General features: G+C 70.9%; 15 protein-coding genes. 3 read left to right on the top strand and 12 right to left on the bottom strand.

Features of this window, described 5'->3' with window-relative positions:
- Positions 1 to 17 precede the first annotated feature (17 nt).
- Together ACZOOI_RS37645 and ACZOOI_RS37640 are read right to left on the bottom strand one after the other, a co-directional pair.
- Complete coding sequence (locus ACZOOI_RS37645) at positions 18 to 485, bottom strand: hypothetical protein (protein WP_020554288.1); 468 nt, start codon at positions 483 to 485, stop codon at positions 18 to 20.
- A gap of 15 nt (positions 486 to 500) precedes the next feature.
- Positions 501 to 641, bottom strand: coding sequence for a hypothetical protein (locus ACZOOI_RS37640; RefSeq protein ID WP_465284063.1), 141 nt, complete (start codon positions 639 to 641; stop codon positions 501 to 503).
- An 880-nt stretch (positions 642 to 1521) separates the two neighbouring features.
- On the opposite strand from ACZOOI_RS37640, the gene ACZOOI_RS37635 reads away from it, so the two are divergent.
- Entirely contained in the window at positions 1522 to 2238 is a 717-nt protein-coding gene (locus ACZOOI_RS37635) for an HAD family hydrolase (RefSeq protein ID WP_465284062.1), read from the top strand.
- A gap of 76 nt (positions 2239 to 2314) precedes the next feature.
- On the opposite strand, the gene dnaN is transcribed toward ACZOOI_RS37635, so the two are convergent.
- From dnaN to ACZOOI_RS37620, 3 genes are all read right to left on the bottom strand, one after another.
- On the bottom strand, positions 2315 to 3484 hold the full coding sequence (gene dnaN, locus ACZOOI_RS37630) for a DNA polymerase III subunit beta (RefSeq protein WP_465284061.1): 1170 nt from the start codon (positions 3482 to 3484) through the stop codon (positions 2315 to 2317).
- Between the two features lie 1780 nt (positions 3485 to 5264).
- Entirely contained in the window at positions 5265 to 5543 is a 279-nt protein-coding gene (locus ACZOOI_RS37625; RefSeq protein WP_465284060.1) for a hypothetical protein, read from the bottom strand.
- A 550-nt stretch (positions 5544 to 6093) separates the two neighbouring features.
- Positions 6094 to 7416 (bottom strand): amidohydrolase family protein, encoded by a 1323-nt coding sequence (locus ACZOOI_RS37620; protein ID WP_465284059.1) that lies wholly within the window; start codon positions 7414 to 7416, stop codon positions 6094 to 6096.
- Positions 7417 to 7623: 207 nt separating this feature from the next.
- Between ACZOOI_RS37620 and ACZOOI_RS37615 the strand changes: the two genes are divergently transcribed.
- A complete protein-coding gene (locus ACZOOI_RS37615; protein ID WP_465284058.1) occupies positions 7624 to 8157 on the top strand; it encodes a MarR family winged helix-turn-helix transcriptional regulator in 534 nt (177 codons plus the stop codon).
- 960 nt (positions 8158 to 9117) lie between these two features.
- On the opposite strand, the gene ACZOOI_RS37610 is transcribed toward ACZOOI_RS37615, so the two are convergent.
- The 3 genes from ACZOOI_RS37610 to ACZOOI_RS37600 form a co-directional block, all read right to left on the bottom strand.
- Positions 9118 to 9834, bottom strand: coding sequence for a formylglycine-generating enzyme family protein (locus tag ACZOOI_RS37610; RefSeq protein ID WP_465284057.1), 717 nt, complete (start codon positions 9832 to 9834; stop codon positions 9118 to 9120).
- Between the two features lie 170 nt (positions 9835 to 10004).
- Positions 10005 to 10529 (bottom strand): hypothetical protein, encoded by a 525-nt coding sequence (locus ACZOOI_RS37605; RefSeq protein WP_465284056.1) that lies wholly within the window; start codon positions 10527 to 10529, stop codon positions 10005 to 10007.
- Positions 10530 to 10654: 125 nt separating this feature from the next.
- Positions 10655 to 11428 (bottom strand): MBL fold metallo-hydrolase, encoded by a 774-nt coding sequence (locus ACZOOI_RS37600; protein WP_465284055.1) that lies wholly within the window; start codon positions 11426 to 11428, stop codon positions 10655 to 10657.
- Between the two features lie 86 nt (positions 11429 to 11514).
- On the opposite strand from ACZOOI_RS37600, the gene ACZOOI_RS37595 reads away from it, so the two are divergent.
- Positions 11515 to 12141, top strand: coding sequence for a CGNR zinc finger domain-containing protein (locus tag ACZOOI_RS37595; RefSeq protein WP_465284054.1), 627 nt, complete (start codon positions 11515 to 11517; stop codon positions 12139 to 12141).
- 202 nt (positions 12142 to 12343) lie between these two features.
- On the opposite strand, the gene ACZOOI_RS37590 is transcribed toward ACZOOI_RS37595, so the two are convergent.
- From ACZOOI_RS37590 to ACZOOI_RS37575, 4 genes are all read right to left on the bottom strand, one after another.
- A complete protein-coding gene (locus ACZOOI_RS37590) occupies positions 12344 to 13363 on the bottom strand; it encodes an ADP-ribosylglycohydrolase family protein (protein ID WP_465284053.1) in 1020 nt (339 codons plus the stop codon).
- A 215-nt stretch (positions 13364 to 13578) separates the two neighbouring features.
- Positions 13579 to 14253, bottom strand: coding sequence for a haloacid dehalogenase-like hydrolase (locus ACZOOI_RS37585; protein WP_465284052.1), 675 nt, complete (start codon positions 14251 to 14253; stop codon positions 13579 to 13581).
- 206 nt (positions 14254 to 14459) lie between these two features.
- Positions 14460 to 15623, bottom strand: coding sequence for an acyl-CoA dehydrogenase family protein (locus tag ACZOOI_RS37580; protein WP_465284051.1), 1164 nt, complete (start codon positions 15621 to 15623; stop codon positions 14460 to 14462).
- Positions 15624 to 16281: 658 nt separating this feature from the next.
- Positions 16282 to 17133, bottom strand: coding sequence for an alpha/beta hydrolase (locus ACZOOI_RS37575; RefSeq protein ID WP_465284050.1), 852 nt, complete (start codon positions 17131 to 17133; stop codon positions 16282 to 16284).
- Positions 17134 to 17276: the final 143 nt, after the last annotated feature.

Genomic DNA, 17276 nt, shown 5'->3' with positions numbered 1-17276 from the left:
AACTTCCCGAGCGGTGGTCAGGCGGCACCGTGGCGTCGTCCGACCTGCTCCTGTTCGGCGGCGAGGGCCCGCAGAGCCTGCTGGGCCCACGCGCCGAGCGTGAGGTACTGGTAAGGCGTGTTCTCTTCGACGAACCGCAGCGCGAGAGCGGCGTGTTCGCTCGGTCGAACGGCCAAGTCGGCTCCCGAGGGATGCACGTAAAGGCCGGTCATCGGGTCGACATCGGCGAGATCGCCCACTCGTGAGTGCTCGATGGCCAGGTGTTCCCACAGGCGCAGACGTTGTGGCGTGTTGCGCGCATAGTTCTCGCCCGGCCAGCTGATCCTTCGCAATGCCTCGAAGGTGAGCAGGGGCAATACGTCGCTGGGCGAGAGCACCGTCGGGTGCAGCACGTTTCGGTCCCGTGCCTCGTAGCCCACCTTGCTGGGCAGACCCGCGATGGCCGCGAGCCTCGCCACGGTCCAACGCTCCCGGGAAGTGGCCATGACCGTCCTTTCGTGTCAACGACCGAACCCTATCGCTATCTCCGGCAAATAACTTCCTGTCAGGAGAGTCGGCGTGTCGCGTATCGCGATGAGGTCGTCACGAGAACCGCGCAAAAGCCCAGAAAATAAGGCATTGCCGTTGTGTTCGATCTGCATGTTGGAAGATCCGCCCGCACAACCATCCCCTGTCACGCATGAATACCCAGGCGCCGAGTGTGTGCTCCGTTGCGTGATCCAGTGCTTGAGCGACCGCGTGATCCACCGTTCGGACCATCGTTCGACCAGCCGTTCCAGTGCGCCGACGCGCCGTTGTGAGGCCCGCCGCGAGACCTACCGGCGGGTCCACCGCGCGGGCCGCCGTTTCGCCCGTCGCTCCGACCGGCCGCCCACGTCTCCGTGCATCCGTCGCCCGTTCCGCACAGCCGCCCACACACCCGCACATACAGCCATGCGTCTTGACGAACGCGTTGGGATTCAGAAAGCCATGCATGTACATGGACATCTCGACGCACACATCAACGGACACCCTCCCGTGCGGATCGCCGCACAACTCGCCATGCAAGTTGCACGTCAGTGGCTGTTTGAGAGGGATTGGACGACGGCCGTGCTTGCACAGGAGCGCGAGCCGGAATGGCGCCGGAATGTGGTCCTGGCCGGTTGTTCGTTCTGCCGAATGACGATGGATTGTCGGTGTCGGGTGGGCTCTGGTGCGATGTGATCAGTGCGGGGAATAGGAGGAATCACCCGGAAAAGCATGTGGATTCGCCTTCGTGCCGGATGTGCCGGTGGCGCGGAAAGGGCGCGGTGACGGTGGGGGATGGTGCGGTGGGGGCGCGGTAAGGGAGCGGAGGGACCGGACGGCACGGGGGATCGGAATGCGGAGGGGTCGAGCAACGGTGGCGGGGGCGCGGGCGATGATCGCGCTCTGTGATCTTCGCAATACGCTCAGTGGACCCCGGCGTCGGTGCGAAAAGAGCCCAATGCGATGCTTCGAGGCAGCCGCCGTGCGGGGCGGTTGTCGATGATCGGAGTGTTCATGACGACTGATGGAGCCGGTTCCAGGCTGGTGTTGTGGGACATCGACCACACGCTGATCGACGGCGGGACGGTGGCCCGACGGGCGTACGCGGCGGCATTTCGTCAGGTGTCCGGGCGTTCGCTGGACCATCCCTGGCAGTTCGACGGGCGTACCGAGTTGGCCATGGCGAGTGATGTGCTGCGTACGCACGGACTGCCGCCCGAGGGTGCCATGCTCGATGCCTTCCTGGACCTGATCATCGCCGAACTGCGGGATCGCGAAGCCGAGTTGGTCGCGGAGGGCCGGGTTCTTGCCGGGGCGTCCGAGGCGCTCATCGCCCTGCGGGCGATACCCGGGGTGTGCCAGTCGGTGCTGACCGGCAACACGTACGCGCTCGCGGTGTTGAAGATGCAGGTCTTCGGCCTTGCCGACCACGTGGACTTCCGGGTCGGCGCGTACGGCGACGACGCCTACGAGCGAGTCGACCTGCCGGCCTGGGCCTTCGCGCGTACCGAGGAGCACCTCGGCCGGCGGCACGTCGGCGCGGACACCGTGATCGTCGGCGACACCCCGCGCGACGTCGCCACCGCCCGAGCCGTGGGCGCGTGGTCCGTCGCGGTGGCGACCGGGACGACGAGCGCGGCGGACCTGACGGCGGCGGGTGCCGATGTCGTCCTGGCGGACCTGGCCGATACGGACGCGGTGCTCGGCGCGCTGCTGGGACCGGTGCGGTGAGGGCGCGGGCGGGCGGGGTCGGCCGACGCCGGCCATGCGGCGGCCCGGCGTTCGCCGCTGCGCTCGGCCCGGCTGGTCAGGCGGCGCGCATCGGCATCAGCAGGTAGCGGTAGTCCGGGTCGTCGGCGTCGCTCCGCCCGGGGGTGTCGTGGGGGAGGGGTCCGTCGGGTGCGTCGGGTGCGCCGTCCGTCAGGATGGTCGGCTTCGTCGGCGTGCTGAACGACAGGCGTGCGGTCGGCGTGCGGAGCGCGGCCAGGCCGTCGAGGAGGTGGGCCGGGTTGAAGGCGACCCTGGTCGGCTCGCCGGTCAGGGCAATCGGCAGTGTCGCGCCCGCCTCGGCCTGGTCGGTACTGCCGGCCTCGACCCGGAGCGACTCCGGCCCGAACGACAACCGGACCGGGGCGTTGCGGGTGACCACGGGCGCCACCCGACGCAGGGCCTCGATCAGCGCCGCGGCCTCGATGGTTGCGACGGCGGTGGTCTCGTTGTCGAACAGCCAGTCGTAGCGCGGGAACTCGTGGTCGAGCAGGCGCGTCGTGGCGTGCCGCCCGTTCCCGGCCAGGCCGAGCAGGCCACGACGACCCGCCTCCGGTCCGAGGGCGAGGTGGAGGTCCGCGTCGATTCCGGAGTGTTTCGTCAAGTCGGCCAGCATCCTGGCCGGCACCAGGGCCGTCCGGGCCGGATCCTCGGTGACCGGCTGCCAGGGCAGGCGTCGAACCGCCAACCGGTAACGGTCGGTGGCGGCCAGGACCAGTGCGTCGTGTGTCAGGTGCAATCGGATGGCGGTCAGTACCGGCAGGCTCTCGTCCCGGGCCGCGGCGATCGCGACCTGCGCGACGGCCTCGGCGAAGGCGGCCGCACGCACGGTGCCCGCGGTCTCCGGAAGCAGCGGCGTGGCCGGGTAGTCGGCGAGGGCCGGCAGCGGCAGCGCGAAGTAGGCACCTGCGCAGGTCACCCGGGCCCGGGCCGGGTCCACGGCGAGGTCGACCGGTTGATCGCGGGGGAGCGCGCGGGCGATGTCGGCGAGCAGTCGGCCCGGGACCAGGATCTCGCCGACCCGGGCGACCTCGGCGGCGACCTCGATGCCGGCCGATACCTCGTAGTTGTATGCGGAGACGGCCAGGGTGCCGTCGGCCGCCTTGAGCCGAAAGGCGGCGAGAGCGGGGACGACCGGCCGCGCGGGCAGCGCGCGAACGGCCCAGCCGATGGCCTCGACGAGGCGGTCGCGGGTTATCCGTACCTTCACAGGGGCCCTTTCCGGAACTCGACGAGGGGAGGGAGGGGGTGGAGGGGGTGGGGTGCTCGCCTGGTGATCGAATCCTTGTTCGAATGCTGGGGGAGCGAGACTAACGGGGCGCTCGGACAGCGGGCGTCGGGTGAGGACGACAACTACGTGCCGTTACAGCCGACGGCGGGGCTTGATCGGGTGCGGCTCGATCGGATGGCGTTTGGCCCGGGGAGGTTCGAGTGGGTGCGGTTCGGCCCAGGGGTTCGAGCGGGTGTGGTTGGGCCCGGGGAGGTTCGAGCGGGTGTGGTTCGGCTTCGGGCAGGTTTTCACCGGACGAGGCTTGAGGGGACGGCTCGACGGGCGAAACTCGACTATTTGTGACGAGATCGAAGATCAGCGCGGGTTCGCGTCATCGCCGGTTGAGCGCCAACGGGGAGAGGACGAGGCCGGCTCTCCCTGCGCTACTCGCTGCGGGAGCATCGCTCTCGGTGGGATGGGAGTGCGGCGCTCGCTGCGGAGTGCACCGATCTCGGTAAGGGGCGCCGCTCGCTGTGGGGAGCACCGATCTCGGTGAGGGGCGCCGCTCGCTATGAGGAGCGCCACTCTCGATGAGTTGCGCAGCTCGCGTGGGGGAGCAGCGCTCGCTGTTCGTTGCACTGCTCGCCGTGCGATGCATGGATCGCGGGACGTTTAGTTGCTGAACGGTGCGCTGCTACGCGACGCGAGCACCGCTCTCGACGGGATGGGAGTGCGCTGCTCGCTGCGGAGTGCACTGCTCTCGGTGGAATGGGAGTGCACAGATCGTTACGGGGAGCACTGCTCTCGGTGGGTGCGCCGCTCGCGTGTGGGAGTGGTGCTCGCTGGTCGTGCACTGCTCGCAGGGGGATGCACAGTCTTGAGTGGTGCGCTGCTCGCTTCGGAGAGCACCGCTCTCGGTGGAATGGGAGTGCACAGATCGTTACGGGGAGCACTGCTCTCGGTGGGTGCGCCGCTCGCGTGTGGGAGTGGTGCTCGCTGTTCGGTGCACTGCTCGCAGGGGGATGCACAGTCTTGAGTCGTGCGCTGCTCGCTGCGGAGAGCACCGCTCTCGGTGGAATGGGAGTGCACCGATCGTTACGGGGAGCGCTGCTCTCGGTGGGGAGCACTGCTCTCGGTGGGTGCGCCGCTCGCGTGTGGGAGCGGTGCTCGCTGTTCGGTGCACTGCTCGCAGTGGAATGCACAGTCTTGAGCGGTGCGCTGCTCGCTTCGGAGAGCACCGCTCTCGATGGGATGGGAGTGCGCTGCTCGCTGCGGAGTGCACTGCTCTCGGTGGGGAGCACTGCTCTCGGTGGGTGCGCCGCTCGCGTGTGGGAGCGGTGCTCTCTCTTTGGTGCACCGCTCGCAGCGAGATGCACAGTCTTGAGTGGTGGCGCTGCTCGCTGCGGAGAGCACCGCTCGGTGGGATGGGAGTGCACTGTTCGCTGCGGAATGCGCCGCTCTCGGTGGGGTGCGCCGCTCGTGTGTGGGCGGCCTCGCTGGTCGGTGCACTGCTCGCAGTGGAATGCACAGTCTTGAGCGGTGCGCTGCTCGCTGCGGAGAGCACCGCTCTCGGTAGAGTGCGCCGCTCTTGTTCGGGTGCACCGCTCGTTATGCGGTGCGCTGTTCGCGGTGCGGAACACCGCTCGCTGTGGGACAACATGGGCGCACGACGGAGGGCGGCGGTATGTCGCCGGCCTCCGCCGCGCGTCATGTTTTCGGCCCCGGCCCCGGCCCCGGCCCCGGTTTCGACGTCCACGTCGACGTCGAGGGCCGACCGGGGTTACCTCGTCGTGTGGTAGACGTACGCCGCCAGGATGCCGAAGGCCACGAGGGAGAGCAGTCGGGCCTTCACGCGCTGGCCGCGGGTGAGCGGGGCGCTCGGCGGTGCGTACATCGGGCCCCCGCCGCCGCCTCCCTGACCGCCGTTCCCGCCGCAGGTCGGGCACGGCACCATCGCCTGCATCCTGCCGGATCCGCCGCATCCCGAACAGGACCAATTGCTGTCCTGGCCCATGCCGTTCTGGCCGGAGCCGCCGCATCCGTTGCAGATCTGGTCCATCGGGACCCAGCCTTGTCCGGAACAACCCCCGCAGTACCCCACCCTGTACCTCCTGTGGCGATCCCCCGCTCCCTGGGTCCAGAGCCTGCATGACGACCTCGTGCAGGTCAACGGACGCAAAGGCGGGGATCGGTGAACCGTGCGGGCATAAGAGGTGCCGCGGTCGCACCGCGATGTTCTCCCAACGGAGTTCCCTTGGCGGCGGTCCGCCGGCGGCGGTTCCGTGTCGGCGGTCCTTCGTTGGCGGCCCTTGTCCGGTCGGAACCGCCGGTGTTCGCCGGGGCGGATGCGTCAGTTCGTGCTGGGCGTCGTGCGTGCGCCCGTACCGCCTCGGGTGTGTACGACCCGTACTGGCCCGGCGGGTCACCCCCCGTACCGGCCCGGCGGGTCAGCCGATACTGGCCCGGCGAGTCACCCCGTGCCGGCCCGGCGAGTCACCCCGTGCCGGCCCGGCGGGTCACCCCGTACCGGCCCGGCGGCTCACCCCCCGTACCGGCCCGGCGGGTCAGCCCGTACTGCCCTGGCGGGTCAACCCAACCGGCCAGGCGAGTCACCCCGTGGCTGCCAGGTGTTCGGCGGACTTTCGGGCGTCGGTGATGGCGTCGGCCAGGTGCGGGTGGGTGAGTCGGCCTGCCTGCTTGACGATTCGGCCGGCGACCAGGACGGTGTCGACGTTGCCCGCGTGGGCGGATGCCACCACGGCTCCGGCGATGTCGTGGGACGCGCCGACCAGGTTGATCGCGTCCGCGCGCAGCAGGATCAGGTCGGCCTGCTTGCCCACGGCCAGGGATCCGATGCGATCGGCCAGGCCCAGCGCGGCGGCTCCCCCGATGGTCGCCATGCGCAGCATGTCGGCTGCGAACAACCTTGGCCCGTCCGCGAGTTGGCTGGTGAGCAGGGCGGCGCGGAGTAGCGAGAACATGTCGCCCGGACCGCTGGTGACCACGTCGACGCCGAGCCCGGTGACCAGCCCCGTGGCGTGGGCGCGGTTGATCATCGGTGCGCCGTGTCCCATCTGGGCCTCGATGTGCGGCGCGAGCGAGAGGGTGCCGCCGGAGTCGGCGATCATCGCGAGTTCGTCGTCCGGGAGCGAGTTGCCGTGGATGTAGAGGGTGCGCGCATTCAACAGGCCGTGCTCGCGCAGGACTTCGATGGGACGTTGGGCGACCGGGCCGCTGCCGACGTGTACGGCCAGTGGGATGTCGAGGTCGGCGGCCAGGCGCCAGTCCTGTTCGACCAGGTCGATCGGGGTGTACGACGGGCCGCCGGGGGCGAGCGCGAGGGTGACCAGGTCGTCGTTGTCGGCGAACAGGCGTTTGCGCAGGTCGCGGATGATGCGGGGGTCGCGGGCGGCGGGGTCGAACGGCGGGTGGCCGTAGCCGAACACCGCCCGGATGCCGGCAGCGCGTAGTCCGTGTACCGCCGCGTCGCCGTGTTCGGCGCTGTGTTGGACGTGGGAGAAGTCGTGCACGGTGGTGATGCCCGAGTCCAGGCATTCCAGTGCGCCGACGAGGTTGCCGGCGTACACGTCCTCGGGGCGCATCGCGGGGGAGAGCCGGCCGAGCACCCGGCCGAGGTAGTCGCCGAGGTCGCTGTCGACGGCCACCGCGCGCAGCACGGACTGCCACACGTGGCGATGGGTGTCGACGAATCCGGGCAGCACGATCCGGTCGCGGGCGTCGACGACTTCGGCTCCTTCGGCGGACAGGTCCGGACCGACGGCGGCGATTGCGCCGTGCTCGATCAGGACGTCGGTGTCGGGTCGGGCGGTGACGTGCGGGTCGGTGTCGACGACGGTGCCGCCGCGCAGGAGCAGTCGGGTGGGGGAGGGCGCGGCGGAAGGAGTCGCCGCCGGGGTGGGGTGGGTGGACATCAGGGCTCCGAGAGGGTTGGGCAGGTGTGGTCGTGCCGGCGGTTGGCGGTGATGCCCGCACTGGTGCCGATGCCGATGCCGATACCGGGATCGGTGCCGACACCGGTGCCGGGGTCGGCCCGGCGTTGCGCGGTATCGCATGGGTAGCGTTGAGTTCACTTGAAAGCTTTTTAGAAAGCTATCAGGTGTGTGTAATACGCTGTCAAGATGACCGCACCACAGGACCGCGCGAGCGCCCTCGTCAACGCGTGGCAGGCCGAACTGCCCGACGTGCTGGACGCGACGACGGAACTGAGCAAGCGGATCATGTTGCTCGCCGCCGACCTGGACGAGGCCACCCGTCGCGTGCTGCCCGAATTCGGGCTCACCCCGGCCCAGTTCGGCGTATTGGTCGCGCTGCGACGGGCCGGCGCGCCCTATCGGCTCAAGCCCACCGAACTCAGCCGCGCATTGCTGCTGTCCTCGGGCGGTACCAGCAACGTCACCAATCACCTGGTCGCCGAGGGCCTCGCCGAACGCCTTCCGGACCAGGGCGACGGCCGGGGCACGCTGATCAGTCTGACCCCGAGCGGCGTACAGGTCGCGGAGGATGCGGTCCGCGCCAACGCCGCCGCACACGCCGAGGTCTGGCGCGGCGCGCCGGCGGCCGCGATCGAGGCGGCGACCCTCGCGCTGCGCGAGATCGCCGCGGCGACCGAGATACCCCGATCGACGCGGCGGGCGGTGCGCGGGAGCGGGTGAGGGCGGGTCTGCCGGTCAGAAGGCGCCGGTGGTTGCTGCGGCCGGGGCGGTGGTTGGCGGGGACCGGGGGCGGGGGCGGCAACTGCCCCTCGACCGGGCGGCCGTGGTCGGACTGCGCCGGGTCGGCCTGTTGCGCCGGATATGTCGCGGGCGCGGGCGTGGGCGTGGGCGCAGGCGGCGTCGAGGGCGCGGCGTACATGGGGTACGGGTGGTGCATCGGAAACATCGGCGCCGTCGGATGCATCGGCGCCGTCGGACACACCGGGTGCATCGGTCCCATCCCATGCATCGGCCCCATCGGGTGCACGCCCTGGGTCATGTGGAAGCCGCGTTCGTACTCGGACTGGAACGTGGTGATCCGGGCCAGGTCCGCTTCCTCGGGCGGGAAGTCGACGCGGATCGTGTGTGCGTGTCGGGCGCCCCGCCGCCGGCGGCGGCGACTCCGGTGAGCGGCGACGGGCGGGGCGCTTCGTAGGTGAGCAGCCAGTCGTGGTCCACGGTCGCGAAGTGGTTCCGCCACTCGTCCGCGGCGTCCGACTCCCACCGGCCCCGATCCACGGTCGGGGCCTGCGCCTCGCGGAGGAGGCGCAGGCGAACGGGGTGGGCGAACCGGCTCTCGGACAGGCGGAGGCATCTGTGGGTGCGCGGGCGGAAGGTGTTGAACCACGGTGGCTGTTCGTTCCGAACGGCGTGCGGAGATAGAGGACGTCACCGAACTCGCCCCATATGTACGTACGTCCCGACCGACCACTTGTAGTCGTCGGGCAGTCGAACGCCGAGCGCGGTTTCCACCGCGGCCCAGTCACCATGGGCATCGACGGGATCGACCGGCGGCGGCACGAGTCGCACCAAGCGGGCGCGGGCGGTCATGGCACGGGACTTGCCATGGCGTACGGTGTGGCCGCCGCAGCGCAGGAGGGCATGGTTGCACGGGTTGCCATGCCCATCTGCGGCCCCCGGTCAGGGGGTTGCGGAGCGGGCGATGCGGAATCCGACGTCGTCGACCCGGTAGGTCGGGTGGCTGCGGCGACGGGCGGAAGCTCGGCAACTCCAGTGTTCGTCGAACCAGCCACCACCACGCAGAACACGGTAACTGCCGTAGACCTCGGCGTCATAGACGTCCCAGCACCAGTCCCACACGTTGCCGAGCATGTCGTACAGGCCCCACGCGTTGGGTTGCTTGCCGCCCACCTCGTGGATGCGCTCGTCCGAGTTCGCGCGGTACCAGGCGATGTCGTCCAGGGGGCCGTAGTGGGGTCCCGTCGTACCGGCTCGACACGCGTGTTCCCACTCGGCTTCGGTCGGCAGGCGGTATCCGTCGGCGAATGTGTCCCACTCGATACGCTCGTTGCCGTTGCCGTTGCCGTTGTTGCTGTCTTCGTCGGTGTCGTTGTCGGCTTCGATGCGATACGCCGGAGTGAAGCCGTCGCGTTCGGACAGGGCGTTGCAGAACCGCACCGCGTCCCACCAGGAAACGCCCTCGACCGGCAGTTGCTCGCCGTGCGGGCCGCTCGGTCGTAGGCCGGTGACCTCCGCGTACAGCGCCTGGGTGACCGGGAACGCCGCCAGCCGGTAAGGGGCGAGTTCGACCGACCAACTGCGCCGGGTCCGCCGGTCGGACAGCGTCACGTGTCCGGCCGGGACGGCGAGCAATGCGTGCCGCGCGCTCGTGTCCATGATCACGCGATCCTATGACATCGGGTTCGCGCGAAGGCTCGGCGGGCGGGCTGCGCCCGGGAGTTGCGCCGAGGCCGTGGACCGTGGCTGTGTCCCGTATCCCTTATCCCCTGTCCCGTGGCTGTGTCCCGTGGCCGTGGCCGGGCCGCGAGCCCATCCGGCGGACCGGCTCAGGTGGAGGGCTGGGACGAGGCGGGCCAGGGGTAGGCCGGGTCCTCGGTGATCGTCACCTGCTGGGGGGCGCTGCGCGGGAAGGTCCAGATCCGACCGAGAGTTGAGGTGGCGATCAATTGCGTTTCGTTCAGGGTGACTTCGGTGAACGGATTGGACCAGCAGGAGACTGCGAGCCACTCCAGCGAGCCGTCCGCACGGGTCAGCGCGACCCAGCCGATACTGCCGTGGTCCGACGACTCGCCGGCGAGTGCGCGGCTTCCTTCGTGGCTGCACGAGGCGGACGTGCTGTCGACGTCCATCCAGTCCGTGGGCGTCCAGGCGGTGGCCCGGAGCGCCTCCCCCCAGTACCACTGCTCGGCGCGCCTGTCGTGGAGTCGGTCGGCGGGGGAAACGCGGATCAGGTCCATCACCGCCAACGATCCGTCGGCGAACACGATGAAGTCCCCGTACGGCGCCTGTCGCAACTGCCAATGTTCTTGCACCAGCGCGGCGTTGGGTGTGGTGGCATCCGGTGGATTCACGTTCGCCATGATGGCATCGCGGGCGGGCCCGGGCGCAGAGGGCCGTCCCGCGCCCGCATGCCCCCGCGCCCGCATGCCCCGCGGCTTGCGCCCATGCGCTCCGCGCTGCCCCGCAGCCGCTCTCGTCAGCTCAGTTCCAGGCGGTCGATCAGACCCGCCGCGGTGAATGCGTCGATCAGGGCGCTGCGGCCCTCGGTGAAGTGGCCCCAACTGTCGAAGTGGACCGGGACGACCCGGCGCGCGCCGAGGATGGTGGTGGCTTCGGCGGCCTGGGCGCTGTCGAGGGTGAGGAGCGCGCCGTCGAAGAGCGGGGTGCGGGCCGCGCCGGCGAACAGGACGGCGGTGTCGATCGGGCCGATGCGTGCGGCGATCTTCTCGACCACCGCCAGGGAGGCGTTGTCGCCGCTGACGTAGACGGTGGGCAGGTCGGACGCGGTCAGTACGAATCCGACGACCTCGCCGGTGATCGGTTCGCAGCCGTCGGGGCCGTGCTGGGCGGGCGTGGCCGTCACGGTGACGGTGCCGCCGTCCGGACGGGGGAGTTCCACCGTCTCCCAGGGCATCAGACCCCGAGCCGTGCCGCCGAGCCGGCCCGCGCCGCCGGAGGTGGTCAGGACCAGTGGAACGTCGGCGAGGAGCGCCCGACCGGAATGGTCGAGGTTGTCCGGGTGTTCGTCGTGCGAGAGCAGGACCACGTCGATGGGGCCGAGGTCGGCCGGGTCGATGGCGGCGGGAGCGGTCTTGATCAGGACGCGCTCGGTGCCGACGGGGTACTCGCCGGGCTCGTCGAAGGCGGGGTCGGTGAGGAACCTGAGGCCGCCGAACTCGATCAGGGCGGAGGGGCCGCCGAAGACGCGGATGTCGATCTGCTCGTTGGTCGCACTGCTGCTGCCGGTCACTGCACACCTCACGGATAATCGCTTCGTTTGCCGTGAGAAAACTTAGCCGATTCTCACGGAGAACGGCAAGGCTTAACATGAGAGCCATGAAGGAGAACGTGGCGGGCGTATCCGGTCACCCCGCGTCCGTCGGTCCGCCGCCCGCGCCCGGGGCGGATCGATACCTCGCGCTCGATCTGGCCAACAGCGACCTAGCGTTCCCCGGCGGCCAGGAGATCGACCTGCTGGGTTCGCCCGCGTCCGCCAAGGAATGGCTGGTCGCGCGCGAGCTCGCGCCGCCGGACAGCCGGCTGTACAACGTGTGCGCGGGTCGGCTGCGCGCCCTCCGCGATGTGGTGCGAACACTGCTCTCGTCCCGGATCGCCGATCTCCCGGCGCCGGCCGCGTCGGTACAGGCCATCAACGACGCGCTCACCAGCGCCCCGTCGGCCGCACTCCTCTACTGGGACGAGGACCGAGGCCCGTACCGCGCCCAGGCGCACCCCATCGACCAGATCGTCAACCACGCCATCGCAATCCTCGCTGCGGACGCCGCCGACCTGGTCACCGGCCCGGACGCCGAACGCCTGGCCCCCTGCGGCGCGACCCCCTGCCGACGCTTTCTCATCCGCACCCACGCCTCCCGCCAATGGTGCTCGACCCGCTGCGGCGACCGCGTCCGCGCGGCCCGCGCCTACGCCCGCCGAACCCAGGGGAAGGCGCGAACGGACTGAGCCGGTGGGCCGTTCGGGGCGTGGGGCGGGTGGGGAGCGCGGTGGGGGCGGGCGAGAGTCGGGTGAGAGGCGGGCATCAATCCGCGGCCTGTCCCGGGCAGGCGCCGACGGTTGATCCGCGCACGCCGGGCGATTGCGGTCGGCGCGCCGTGGAGGGCGCTCAGGGCTCGGCGGGGGTCGGTTGATCGGGCTTCGGCCAGGGTCAGTCGAGGGTGGGCGAGGTGGGCGAGGTGGGCGAGGTGATCGAGGCTGCCGGCTGCGTTGTGCGGCTGAGGAGCCGGTCGGTCAGGTCCGCGAGGTCTGACGGGCGCAGGACCTCGCCGTTCGAGCCCGGCAGCGGGACGTGGAGTCGGTCGGTCCAGCGGGTGGGGATGGCGGCCCGGCCGTATCGGGCGCCGGCCAGGGCGCCGGTCACCGCCGCGACGGTGTCGGTGTCGCCACCGAGGTCGATCGCGGCGCGGATAGCGTTCTCGAACGAGGACGTGGTGCGCAGCGCCCAGACCGCCGAGCCGAGGCAGGGCCAGACGGCCCCGTTGAACTCGGTCGCGTGGGTGGGGTGCCAGGCCGCGTCCAGGACGGTGGCATAGCGGTCGTGGTGGTCGGGGTGAACCTCGGCGAGCGTCTCCGCAATCGCGGCCAAGGGGTCGTCGCCGATCAGGGTCGCCCGGAGCAACTCGTGGAAGATCGCGGTGCCTTCCCACGCGGCCCGGTCGCCGTGGGTGAGCGCGGCGATCCGGCGGGCGGCGGCCATGGTGGCCGTGCGGCCGTCGGGCGCGAAGTGCACGGCGGGAGTGGTGGCCCGCATCAGCGAGCCGTTCCCCGCCGCGCGCCCGGTGGTCTGGAAGTGCACGCCGGCCGCGAGGTCCCAGGGCATGCCGTTGGTGAGTACGTCCTCGGTCTGCAGGCCGATGTCCTTGGGCTCGGACCGGGCCCAGCGCTGGAAGCGGGCGAACATGTCGGGCAGGTCCAACCCACCGCGCTCCAGCAGCGAATACGCCACGTGCACGGCCATCTGGGTATCGTCCGTCGCCTCGCCGGCGTCCCACCCGCCACCGCCGCACATCTCGTTCGCGTAGCGTCCCTCGGCGCGCGAACTCCCGGCCGGAGCCTCGGGAAACCGGGTACCGAAGGCCCCGGCCGACCCGAACTCGAAAGGTGCGCCCAACGCATCCCCGACGGCCGACCCGACGACGGCACCGACGGCACGCTCCCTGATGTCCATGGGGGCAGCGTAGGGGCGCGATGTGACCATGCCGCAGGCACCGCCCTGTACGGCGCGGCCTGTGTACGGCACGGCATCGCACGGCAGGGTGCGCGGCACGGCAAGGTGCGGCACCGCGCCGCACGGCACCCGGGGCGCTGCCTCGGCGTGCGACTCGTGCCGGTGCCGTAGTCGACCACTCGGGCACGACGGCAGGCGGTCGGCTACCGGGTCGGCTACCGGGAGCGCAGGACCTGGTAGTTCGGGCCCAGGCAGGTGTGGATTCGGGTGAGGTGGGGCGGGGTCGGGTCGATCAGGTAGCGGTGGGTGGCCTCGGCGAGGAGGGGGAGGTCGACGGAACTGTCGGTGTAGGCGTGGGTGATGGGATCGGTGATGCCGGCTGCGCGGATGCGGGCGACCTTGCGGGGGCCTCGGCAGGCGGGGAGCGGTCGCAGGCCGGCGCGGCTCGGGGTGAGGCGGGAGGCGATCACTTCTACCGAAGTGAGGCCGAGTTCACGGCAGATGGCGGCGGCCAGGGGATCGGCGCACGAGGTCGCGACCACGACGCGGTCGCCGGCGGCGAGATGGGCGCGGGCTCGGGCCAGGGTGATCGCGACCCGATTGCTCTCGATCGTGCGTTCGGCCGCGAAGTCGGCGGCCAAGGCCTCGAATCGTGCTGCGGGCAGGCCGATGGTGGCGAGCCGGAGAACGAGGGCGAAGGCGTGCCGGCGGGTCGCGTGGAGGGTGTACAGCGGGCCGATGATCGGCAGGCACAGCGCCACGGCGACCATGCGCCACCGGGCGCGACGCAGTAGTACGCGGGTGAAGTGGCCGAACGAATCGCCCCTGACGAGGGTGCCGTCGAGATCGAAGACGGCGAGTGGGCGGGGGCCGGGTGGGGTGCGGGTCAAGGGGCGCCTCCTTGCGTGTGGCAGCGGCAACGGCAGCGGCAACGGCAGCGGCAGCGGGAACGGTTGCGGTTGCGGTTGCGGCAATGTGCCAGTGCCAGTGGCAGTGGCAGTGGCAGTGGCAGTGGCAGTGGCAGCGGTTGCGGTTGCGGTTGCGATCGCGAATCTGATTCGAGATCGGGAACGGTGCCGATGCCCGAGCCCTTCGATTACCCGATCCGCCCCTTCCCCGCCACCAGTTGCTTGGCGATGACCGTGCGCAGGATGTCGTTCGTACCTTCGCCGATGCCCATCAGGACGGCGTCGCGGTACAGGCGTTCGACCACGAACTCCTCGGAGTAGCCGTAGCCGCCGTGGATGCGCATGGCTTCGAGGGAGTTCTTGATCGCGACCTCGGAGGCGAACATCTTGGCCATCCCGGTCTCCAGATCGACCCGTTCGCCGCTGTCGGCCCGTACCGCCGCCCAGTACACGAGGAGGCGCGCCGCCTGGAGGTCGGTGGCCATGTCGGCGAGTTTGAGCTGGATCGCCTGGAAGTCGGCGATCGGCTGCCCGAAGGCGTGCCGTTGGCGGCTGTACGCCAGGGCGGCGTCGTATGCGGCCTGCGCGATGCCGACCGAGCGCGCGGCGATGTTGATCCGGCCGGTTTCCAGTGCGCCGAGCGCCTGTTGCAGGCCGCGGCCCTCGACGCCGCCGAGGAGCCGGTCGGCGGGTACGCGGACCGCGTCCAGGCGCAGTTCGCAGCTCTCGGTGCCCTTGTAGCCGAGCTTGGGCAGATCCCGGACCACTTCGAAGCCGGGGTGATCGGTGTCCACGAGCAGGATGCTCATGCCCCGGTGGCGCGGCTCGGCGATGGGGTCGGTCTTGACCAGGACGGGCAGCATTGCGGCGTGCCGAGCGTTGGTGATCCAGGTCTTGGCGCCGGTGACCACGTACGCGTCGCCGTCGCGCCGGGCCGTGGTCCGGATGCCCTGGAGGTCGCTGCCGGCGTCCGGTTCGGTGAGCGCGATGCCGCTGCGGCACTCGCCGGTGGCCATCCCGGGGAGGTAGCGGGCGCGCTGCGCGGGGGTACCGTCGCGGGCGATCAGTGCGCACGCGAGCGAGTGGGTGCCCAGGGTGCCGGCCACGCCCATCCAGCCGCGTGAGATCTCCTCGAAGACCAGTGCGTAGGAGACCTTGTCCAGGGCGAGGCCGCCGTATTCCTCGGGGACGCTGATCCCGAACAGCCCGAGTCCGCGCAGGCCGGCGATGATCTCGGTCGGATGGCGATCGGCGTGCTCCCACTCGATCGCGACGGGGATGATCTCGCGGTCGACGAAGTCGCGCAGCGTCCTGCGGAAGAGTTCCTGGTCGTCGTTGAACGCGAAGTCCATGGCTGCGCTCCCGGTCTGTGGGATGGCGTATGCACGCGCCGAGCGGGGGCGACGGCGCCACCGACCACCGACGCGGCCGCCGGTGGCGGCTGACGGGGTCCTACCCAGCGGGGGACGTGCGCCTTCTCGCCCCGACACCTGAATCCGTCGGGTGGCCCCCGTAATGGTGGACCGGGAGCCGGCGCGGCCCGCCGGACTTGATCCGGCGCGCCTGACCGGGCTTGCCACACCTGCGGGACTCCCGCCTCCCGCCTCCCGCGCCACGAGCCCGCCCGCGCGACCAGGTCTCCCACGTCCCCGGCTCTCCCGCCCCGGCGCTCCGGCCCTCCTGCTCCGGCCCTCTTGCTCCCGGCCCTTCCGCTCCCGCCCTCCTGCCCCCGGCCCTCCCGCGTCCCCATGCGTTCCGCGCCGCTGTCCGCTCGCGTGACCAGGTCCCCGGTGCCGCCGGGTCTACCGCGTCCTCTCGCGTTCCGCACCGCCGGCCGCCTGCGCGACCAGGTCTCCGGTGTTCACGCCTCCCGCGCCGCCGGCCCCCGCGTCCCCATGCCTCGCCGCTCCGCCGGCCCCCGCGTCCCCATGCTTCCCCGCCCCGCCGCCCCCGCGCCCTCATACCTCGCGCCCGTCGGGCATCCCGGCAGGCGGCTGTCGAAGCTGTGGGTCAGGAGGTCGGGGCCTCCTGGGCGGTGAGGAACTCGCCTGCCGGTGTCGCCAGTAGCCGTACGTTCGGGTTGTGGCTGAGCTTGGCGATCTCGGTGTGTCGGGCGTCGGGCAGTGCCGCGGTCGCGGCGCCGGCGGCGGTGCGCAGCAGCGCGTCGCTGCGGCCACCGGACAGGACCAGCACCGGCATCCGGGCGCCGGCCCAGTCGGCCGGGTCGAGCGGCTCCCCGCGCATGTGCTCGGCCATCACCGCCCAGTCGTGCGCGGTGGAGTCGGCCACCGCGGTGAGCTTGGACCACATCGGGGTGATCCGCATCAGGCCCACGAACGGGGCGGGGATACCCATCGCCTTGGTCATGAAGTACCGCACGGTCTTGGTGGGTTGGTCGGTGGCGATCAACCCGTGCAGGGTCGCGGTCAGGTCCGCCGGCGGTACGTGGCGCGTGCGGTCGACGACGAAGGGTGGCTCGAAGGCCACCACGCGGCTGATGCCGGGGATGTGTCCGGAGGCGGCGGCCCGCAGCGCCAACACCGCGCCGGACGACCAGCCGAACAGCGCCGCCGTCCCGCCCTCGGCGGCGACCAGCGCGGCCAGGTCGTCGATCTCGCGCGCCGCGTCGTAGCGCCCGGGGGTGTCATCGCTGTCCCCGCGGCCACGGCGGTCGTAGTTCACCGTGGTCAGCCCGTATTCCTCGGTCAGCAACTCGGCCAACTGCACCATCTTCGGGAACTTCCGGTAGCTGAAGGCACCGCCGACGAGGATCACCGTCCCCCGGCTGTCGCCCGCCGGCTCGTGCCGGTCGTAGACGATCGTGGTGCCGTCGGCGGATGCCACGGTGTGCGTTGTGCTCATGAATGCTGCTCCCATGACTGCTGCTCCCATGTCCTGCGCCGGTGGTGCTCGCTGTTGTCGTGTCCCCTGCGAGCGGCTGTGCTGGGTATGACCGGGCCCGACCCGCAAAGTCATCGCTCCGTCGGGATCGGTTTTCGGGCGCG

The sequence above is a fragment of the Embleya sp. L77 genome (assembly GCF_055557415.1).
The sequence above is the reverse complement of the archived record's forward strand: the minus strand, read 5'-3'. Positions and strand labels throughout refer to the sequence as shown.